We start from the raw sequence: 6,345 nt of genomic DNA, 5'->3' as shown, positions 1-6,345 counted from the left end.
TCTAGTCTCCAAACCTTCGCTATCCGAAATGGTGGCTCTCTTCTAGACGTCAAATTAGTCTGGGAAGGTGGCAAGGCTGAGTTTTATGAATTGGCAAGCTTCCATCAAGCATTAACAGAAGAATCGGTTCAATCAAGCAAGGGTGAAGAAGAACCACCAGTTTTGAGCAAACCGGACTTTACAGGTGGTGTGAATGCGGCTGAGGCAGCAGTGCATGAGGTACCAGAATACACAGGCCCACTTAGTACAGCAGGAGATCAGCCAGCACCGATAGTTGAGAAACTAGAGTTTACAGGTGGTGTGAACGCGGTAGAAGCAGCAGTACATGAAGTACCAGAGTACACAGGTCCACTTGGTACAGCAGGAGACCAACCAGCACCGATAGTTGAGAAACTAGAGTTTACAGGCGGTGTGAACGCGGTAGAAGCAACAGTACATGAAGTACCAGAGTACACAGGTCCACTTGGTACAGCAGGAGACCAACCAGCACCGACGGTCGAGAAACTGGACTTTACAGGTGGTGTGAACGCGGTAGAAGCAGCAGTACATGAAGTACCAGAGTACACAGGTCCACTTGGTACAGCAGGAGACCAACCAGCACCGACAGTTGAAAAACCAGAGTACAAATTGAACTTAAGTCTACTCGCTGATACTAAGACTCCAGAAGTTAAACATGATGATCAGAAGGAGCTTCCGGCAACAGGTGAAAGCAAAGCTGACACAGCTCTCTTCCTAGCAGGCGTAAGTTTAGCTCTATCTGCTCTATTTATCGCAAAAGGGAAAAAGGAATAGCTTCTGATTACCTTTGCTTTTGACAAATTTTAGCATCAAGAGAAAGTGAAAAGACAGCTCCATAACCTCTATAATAGTTAGAGAAACTATTAAAAGAGTTATGGTGCTGTTGGGATAAACTATTGAGCTATAAAGAATAAAAATCCTGAGAATTTTACTTCTCAGGATTTTGCTTATTGTTGCGGTTGACTTGGTTGGTTTTGCTCAGCAGGTGCAGTGCCTGATTGTTGAGGAATCGTCTGCGTTTGACTTGTGTTTGGAGTAGTTGAACTTGACTGAGAAGTCGAACTCTCAGATGTAGAACTAGAACTTTCAGATGTAGAACTTTGTTGTGTAGATGATGAAGGGGTCCACGTATTGCGTGCTCCATTCTTGAAGACAAATTCCCCGCTTCTGTAAAGACCTTCAGGCATGGTCCAATCTCCTGGATGATCATCAGTTGAGAGATAGGTCATCATCGAACGGTAGACCTTAGCTGCAACGTAGAAGCCATCACCAACGATAGGAGTAAGTCGGTTAGAGTAACCGGTCCAGACAGCCATTGAATATTTACGAGTATAGCCGACAAACATTTCGTCTGGAGCTACATAACCAGAGTTCTTAATGTATTTCTCAATTTCATCATCTGTATAGTTTGATGTACCAGTCTTACCAGCTTGTGGTAACCATGATAGGTAGGCTCCACGTCCTGTCCCGTAGGTTAGGACAGTTTTCATCATCTCTGTCATCATATAGGCGGTTGTTTCTTTCATAGCGCGTGTTCCTGAATCAGAAAACTCTTTTGAACTACCATCACTAAAGATGATTTTGTTGATGTACATTGGCTTATGGTAAATACCGCCATTGGCAAAGGCAGCATAGGCTGCGGCCATTTTTTCACTGCTTGCCCCATACTTTTTGTTAGATTCGGTTGTGTTACTTGAAATCGCGTTGGCATAGTGCATATCTGGGTAGTCAATACCGAGTCCATTTAGGAAGGTCTTGGCTCTATCCAAACCGACTTTATTCAAGGTTTCTACAGCTGTAACGTTCCGTGATTGTTGAAGAGCATACTGCAACGTGATGTTTCCAAAGTAACTCTTATCCCAGTTGTAGACAGGTGTGTTGGTGCCAGGATAGTTATATGGTACGTCGTGAACAACCGAAGCGGTTGAGTCATAGATATCGTACTCCAAGGCTGGCGCGTAATCTGTGATGGGTTTCATGGTTGAACCCCAGTCGCGGTTTGTTTCGACAGCTTGGTTCATACCGAAGGAAACATTGCTAGATTGATGGCGTGCACCTAGCTGGGCAATCACCTTTCCGTTTGTGACATCAACGATGGTAGAAGCTACTTGCAACTCATCATCTGGATAATTAACGTATTCGTCGGTATTGTAGATATCCCAGAGACGTTGTTGAACGGCTGGATCAACATTAGTATAAACTTCCATTCCTGTTGTCAAAAGGTTGTAACCAGTTTCCTGTTCGACTTGGTCGATTACTTCTTTGAGGTAATTGTCCATATACGGAGGATAGCTATTAGCAGATTTTAGACTTTGAAGTCCGTCTGTAATCGGAGTGTTAATGGCTTTTTCGTATTGTTCGGCAGAAATGTAGCCTTGACTTTTCATTTCCGAGAGGACAAGGTCGCGGCGTTCTTGTGCCGCTTCTGGATGAGAGTAGGGGTCATACTGATTTGGAGCCTGGGGCATTCCAGCTAGGAGAGCCAATTGTGGCAAACTTAAATCTTTGAGGTCTTTGCCATAGTAATTTTGAGCAGCTGTCTGCATTCCGTAGTTACCATTTGACATGTAGACCTTATTGATGTAGTAAGTTAGAATCTCTTGTTTGGTCGCTTTTTGTTCTAGCTGAAAGGCTAACCAGGCTTCCTGTGCCTTACGAGAAAGGGTCTGATCAGAAGTTGACGTAGAGAAATAGGTCAGCTTGATTAACTGCTGTGTCAAGGTAGAACCACCCTGAAGGCCACCACCACCTCGAAGATTTCGTAAGGAAGCACCGAGGATACGAATGGTATCTACTCCTCGGTGACTGAAGAAACGATGATCTTCAATAGAGACAATTGCATTGACCAGCTCCGTAGGGATTTCATTAGCCTGTGCATTGACACGGCGCTCAGAACCCAGATCAGCGATAAGTTCATTTTTGCTGTCATAGATCTTACTAGACGTTGTAGCGACTAGTTTGCTTTCGGATAGGGCCGGAGCCTTGCTTACATAGTAGAGAAAAAGGCCCCCACCTAGCATAATAGCTGCGATAAATACAGTCAAGAGGCAGATACTGACATACTTAACTATTCGCAGGAAAGTTTGTTTGTTCATCTTATTTTACCACCTAGTAAATGTTCTTTGATAACTTCGAGATAGGGAATTTGAGGAAAAGCACCTTGTTCAATCTTATATCCATTTTCTCGAATATATCCAAGTGGCATTGACTTTTGTCCCATATCTTGATGATAGAAACGAATCAAATCAATGGCCGGCAATAAGTAGGTTTCTTGCTGAGAAGAAAAGTGAAGGAGGACAAAGCAGATTCCTTGCTGGGCAAGAACTTGTTCCATGTGTTGGATCTGATGGAGATGAAAATTCTTCATCGGAATCGCATGTTTTTGCCTGGTTTCCTTTGCTTCAAAGTCGATGTAGTATCCATCATAAACCCCTGAATAGTCGGTCGTTGAGGCCTGTCTAAAGTAGGCTTCAACGATCTTGGCTCGACTTCTTTGGGGATAGTCGACACGTACGATTTGGATGGGAGTCGGTTTCTTGTGAACAACTGCTAACCCATGCGACAAATAGTAGTCGTTCGTAGCGTTGATCATCTTTTCAAAAGACATTCCCCGATTTGCGAAATTTTTAGTTTGTGAAGGGAATGTTTGTCTTTTTTGAGATGAAAGTTTATGTGGATAGTTGACCATAATTCTCCTTATTGGTACAATAACATCACTCTATTATATCATAAATTCACAAAGAAAGGGTTAAAAATGACAACAGCCTTGATTTTAGGCTATTCTGCCTTCGACCTTGGTCTCTTTAATGACAAGGATATTCGCATTGACATTATTAAACAAGCCATTCGTCGGGATCTAGAGAGTCTAGCAGAAGAAGGGGTGACCTGGCTTGTCTTTACAGGGGCTCTGGGCTTTGAGTACTGGGTGCTGGAAGTGGCACAGGATATGAAGGCAGACTACGGCTTTCAGTTGGCGACCATTTTTGATTTTGAAACCCATGGCAGTAATTGGAATGAAGCAAATCAAATCAAACTCAGTGAATTTAAGCAGGTTGACTTTGTCAAATACGCCTATCCTCACTATGAACATAAGGGACAATTACGCGATTATCAGAAATTCCTCCTGGAAAATACAGATACTTGCTACCTTTTTTACGACGAAGAAAACGAGACTAGGTTACGATATTTTTACCAGATGATGAAAAATCAAGAAGGCTATGTTACGAAAAGATTAACATTTGAGGATCTAAACGAAATAGTGGAAAATTTTTCCGAAAAGTGAGGCTTTGACCTTGATTTTTGTTTGTCTTTTTTTATATAATAAGAATAGCAATCAAGAATGGAGAGAGAAATGGCAAGTATTATTTTTTCAGCAAAAGATATTTTTGAACAAGAGTTTGGACGTGAAGTTCGCGGATATAGTAAGGCAGAGGTAGACGAGTTCCTAGATGATGTGATCAAGGATTATGAGACTTACGCAGCTTTGGTCAAATCTCTTCGTCAGGAGATTGCTGATTTGAAGGAGGAATTGTCTAACAAGCCACAGGCAAGTTCTACTCAACAAAGTTCTATCGAAGTAACAAGTTCTACTCCAATGACAAATTTTGATATTTTGAAACGATTGAATCGACTTGAAAAAGAAGTATTCGGTAAGCAAATCGTAGACAATTCTGAGTTATAATCAGGTGTCTATTAGATGCAATTTTTGGATAATCGCGTGAAGAGAATCCCTTTTCATGAGGAAAGTCCATGCTAGCACAGGCTGTGATGCCTGTAGTGTTTGTGCTAGGCGAAACCATAAGCCTAGGGACGAGAGATCGTTACGGCAGTCGAAATGGCTAAGTCTTTGGATAGGTCAGAGTAGGCTTGAAAGTGCCACAGTGACGGAGTCTTTCTGGAAACAGAGAGAGTGGAACGCGGTAAACCCCTCAAGTTAGCAACCCAAATTTTGGTCGGGGCATGGAGTGCACGGAAACGAACGTAGTACTCTGACTGCTGTCAGCTATAGGCTGCTAGCGGTAGACAGATGATTATCGAAGGAAGTGGTCCTAGTCACTTCTGGAACAAAACATGGCTTATAGAAAATTGCATATAGGTTGGGGCTGAGAATTTTTTCTCAACCTCATTTTTTAAAGTGAACAAGAGAAAGGTCTTGCAAGACTAGAAATGAAAGAACAATTTAATTTAATCGCAACTGCTGCGGCGGGGCTAGAGGCTGTCGTTGGACGTGAGGTGCGAGATCTTGGTTATGATTGCCAAGTTGAAAATGGGCGTGTCCGTTTTCAAGGAGATGTGCGGGCAATTATTGAGACCAATCTGTGGCTTCGCGCAGCTGACCGTATCAAGATTGTAGTCGGAAGTTTTCCAGCTAAGACCTTTGAAGAGCTTTTTCAAGGCGTTTTTGCTCTAGATTGGGAAAACTATCTCCCGCTTGGGGCGCGTTTTCCGATTTCCAAGGCTAAATGCGTTAAGTCCAAACTTCACAATGAGCCTAGTGTTCAGGCGATTTCCAAGAAAGCAGTTGTCAAGAAACTGCAAAAACACTATGCCCGTCCAGAAGGTGTTCCCTTGATGGAAAATGGTCCTGAGTTTAAGATTGAGGTGTCCATCCTGAAAGATGTGGCAACTGTCATGATTGACACGACAGGTTCTAGCCTCTTTAAACGTGGATATCGTACGGAAAAGGGTGGAGCTCCTATCAAAGAAAACATGGCAGCAGCCATTTTACAACTCTCTAACTGGTATCCAGACAAGCCCTTGATCGATCCGACCTGTGGTTCAGGAACTTTCTGTATCGAGGCGGCTATGATTGCTAGAAAGATGGCCCCTGGGCTTCGCCGTTCCTTTGCTTTTGAAGAATGGAACTGGGTTAGCGATCGGTTAATTCAAGAAGTGCGTACTGATGCTGCCAAGAAAATTGACCGTGAACTTGAACTGGATATCATGGGCTGTGATATAGACGCTCGTATGGTTGAAATTGCTAAAGCCAATGCCCAAGCAGCAGGTGTGTCAGGTGACATCACTTTTAAACAAATGCGGGTACAGGACTTGCGCTCAGACAAGGTAAATGGTGTCATCATTTCCAATCCACCATATGGGGAACGCTTGTCAGATGATGCAGGAGTTACCAAGCTCTATGCAGAAATGGGACAAGTCTTTGCACCACTGAAAACCTGGAGCAAATTTATCCTGACGAGTGACGAAGCTTTTGAAAGTAAGTACGGAAGCCCAGCGGATAAAAAGCGCAAACTTTATAACGGAACCTTAAAAGTGGATTTGTATCAATACTTTGGTCAGCGTGTGAAGCGCCAAGAGGTAAAGTAGAAA

Annotated in this window: 6 protein-coding genes and 1 other RNA gene; 5 read left to right on the top strand and 2 right to left on the bottom strand. The window is 43.1% G+C overall.

Going from position 1 to position 6,345, the window contains the following annotated elements; translation table 11 throughout:
* The coding region (locus B7705_RS01230) for an SIALI-17 repeat-containing surface protein (protein WP_142358215.1) at window positions 1–792 on the top strand (792 nt) is incomplete at its 5' end.
* A 173-nt stretch (window positions 793–965) separates the two neighbouring features.
* On the opposite strand, the gene pbp1a is transcribed toward B7705_RS01230, so the two are convergent.
* Window positions 966–3,113 (bottom strand): penicillin-binding protein PBP1A, encoded by a 2,148-nt coding sequence (gene pbp1a / locus B7705_RS01225; RefSeq protein ID WP_084947047.1) that lies wholly within the window; start codon window positions 3,111–3,113, stop codon window positions 966–968.
* Window positions 3,110–3,706, bottom strand: a complete 597-nt coding sequence (gene recU, locus B7705_RS01220) for a Holliday junction resolvase RecU (RefSeq protein WP_084947045.1) — start codon at window positions 3,704–3,706, stop codon at window positions 3,110–3,112. The genes pbp1a and recU overlap by 4 nt, the downstream gene beginning before the upstream one ends.
* A 66-nt stretch (window positions 3,707–3,772) precedes the next feature.
* Here recU and B7705_RS01215 point away from each other — a divergent pair, with 66 nt between their 5' ends.
* From B7705_RS01215 to B7705_RS01200, 4 genes are all read left to right on the top strand, one after another.
* Complete coding sequence (locus B7705_RS01215) at window positions 3,773–4,300, top strand: SLOG family protein (protein ID WP_084947044.1); 528 nt, start codon at window positions 3,773–3,775, stop codon at window positions 4,298–4,300.
* A 69-nt stretch (window positions 4,301–4,369) separates the two neighbouring features.
* Window positions 4,370–4,699: a cell division regulator GpsB gene (gene gpsB, locus B7705_RS01210; RefSeq protein ID WP_000146526.1), complete on the top strand. Its 330-nt coding sequence runs from the start codon at window positions 4,370–4,372 to the stop codon at window positions 4,697–4,699.
* Between the two features lie 20 nt (window positions 4,700–4,719).
* Window positions 4,720–5,101: RNase P RNA component class B (gene rnpB, locus B7705_RS01205), an RNA gene on the top strand.
* A gap of 83 nt (window positions 5,102–5,184) precedes the next feature.
* Window positions 5,185–6,342 (top strand): THUMP domain-containing class I SAM-dependent RNA methyltransferase, encoded by a 1,158-nt coding sequence (locus tag B7705_RS01200; RefSeq protein ID WP_084947041.1) that lies wholly within the window; start codon window positions 5,185–5,187, stop codon window positions 6,340–6,342.
* The last annotated feature ends 3 nt before the right edge of the window (window positions 6,343–6,345 follow it).

It is taken from the genome of Streptococcus oralis subsp. dentisani (assembly GCF_002096685.1).
Classification (GTDB): domain Bacteria; phylum Bacillota; class Bacilli; order Lactobacillales; family Streptococcaceae; genus Streptococcus; species Streptococcus oralis_AD.
This window is presented reverse-complemented; position numbering and strand designations above follow the sequence as displayed.

What these genes read in the sequence shown, in the direction of transcription:
- gpsB (WP_000146526.1), top strand. Translation starts at nt 4,370, where the DNA reads ATGGCAAGTATTATTTTTTCAGCAAAAGATATTTTTGAACAAGAGTTT.
- B7705_RS01215 (WP_084947044.1), top strand. Translation starts at nt 3,773, where the DNA reads ATGACAACAGCCTTGATTTTAGGCTATTCTGCCTTCGACCTTGGTCTC.
- B7705_RS01200 (WP_084947041.1), top strand. Translation starts at nt 5,185, where the DNA reads ATGAAAGAACAATTTAATTTAATCGCAACTGCTGCGGCGGGGCTAGAG.
- recU (WP_084947045.1), bottom strand. Translation starts at nt 3,706, where the DNA reads ATGGTCAACTATCCACATAAACTTTCATCTCAAAAAAGACAAACATTC.
- pbp1a (WP_084947047.1), bottom strand. Translation starts at nt 3,113, where the DNA reads ATGAACAAACAAACTTTCCTGCGAATAGTTAAGTATGTCAGTATCTGC.